Source organism: Marinobacter gelidimuriae, assembly GCF_000372805.1.
Taxonomy (GTDB): Bacteria; Pseudomonadota; Gammaproteobacteria; order Pseudomonadales; family Oleiphilaceae; genus Marinobacter; species Marinobacter gelidimuriae.
The window spans coordinates 1-1,188 of the sequence record NZ_KB889840.1 but is presented as its reverse complement, the minus strand read 5'-3'; the positions used below and the strand labels follow the sequence as shown (position 1 = coordinate 1,188).

Annotated in this window: 2 pseudogenes; one reads left to right on the top strand and one right to left on the bottom strand. The window is 52.9% G+C overall.

Annotation, left to right across the window (positions count from 1 at the left end):
• Positions 1-114 precede the first annotated feature (114 nt).
• A pseudogene (locus A3OI_RS0102760) lies at positions 115-520 on the bottom strand (transposase); the annotation flags it as partial.
• Positions 521-988: 468 nt separating this feature from the next.
• On the opposite strand from A3OI_RS0102760, the pseudogene A3OI_RS23325 reads away from it, so the two are divergent.
• Positions 989-1,188, top strand: a pseudogene (locus A3OI_RS23325) (group II intron reverse transcriptase/maturase); the annotation flags it as partial.

Genomic DNA, 1,188 nt, shown 5'->3' with positions numbered 1-1,188 from the left:
GGGTCGCGCCCCCTGCGGGCGCGTGGATTGAAACATGGAACTTGGTAAACCCTGTAACCAATTCATAAGGTCGCGCCCCCTGCGGGGAGTTTTTGTCAATTCTGGTGTATGGAATCAGGCGGCGTTCCTGTCTGATTGATCCGTTACCTGCCCTCCATCCTTGAACTCAACGTTGTTGACCACCAGGGTCAGCAGGTTGAATCTCTTTATCCTTTTCCAGTTCCTTTGTGCCGATTCCAGCAGTTTATAGACCATCGCTAACGTTGTGTCTCGAGAGCCGCAGTTGCGGGTTCGCTTGGTACGTAACCGGACGGTCGAGAACGTCGATTCAATCGGGTTGGTCGTCCTGATATGCGCCCAGTGCTCCGCTGGAAAATCATAGAACGCCAGCATCTCTTTCCGGTCCTTGGCCAGGCACACCATGGCCTTTGGGGTACTTGGCGCTGAAGCGTGTCTGAGCGCGATCAAAGGCCGCGTAGGCTTCATCGCGTGTGGCGGCCATCCAGATATCGTGCAGCGCGGGCACCGATTAGGGCTCTGCCGTTTCTGAGCTGCCTACTCGGCAGTGAAGGTAAGTATCATGTTTATATTGATCCTTATTCTTTTCTGAGCTGCCTACTCGGCAGTGAAGATCGGTGTTCTGTTTATCGGTTAAGGAATTATTAAACATAGAAGCCAGGACAACTCCATTTTTTGATTAGCGTTGAAGCTTGGCTTGATCGATATGATGAGGTGCCGGGGGCAGGTCTGGCGTTTCGCCCCTGCCTTGCCTTTCTATCCCGCCTCAACTAGAGCTACGGAAAGAGTCAGGGAATGTCACGCCTACTGCCTGATGGGCAATCATTACCAGCTTTTGATTGAAACTATCAGCAGGGCTTAAATGCACTCAATAGAGAGTGGGTTCTTGCTGATATTGCTTCCTCTCGGAACGAGGCTTTCGTTCTATCCTATTCGAGAGGCAAAACGTAAAACCTGACCCCGAGGAACTTTGCTGGGCTTTCACAGAAAGGACGATGCGGAGGCGTTCCTGAGTCAGCTGCACCAGAGGCTGGATCGCTTTGGACTGTCGCTCAACGAGGACAAGACGAAGCTCATCCGCTTTGGACGCTTTGCCCGGAAGGACGGTGCGACAGCAGGGCGACCAAAGCCTGAGTCGTTCGATTTTCTGGGGTTCACGCACAGCTGTGC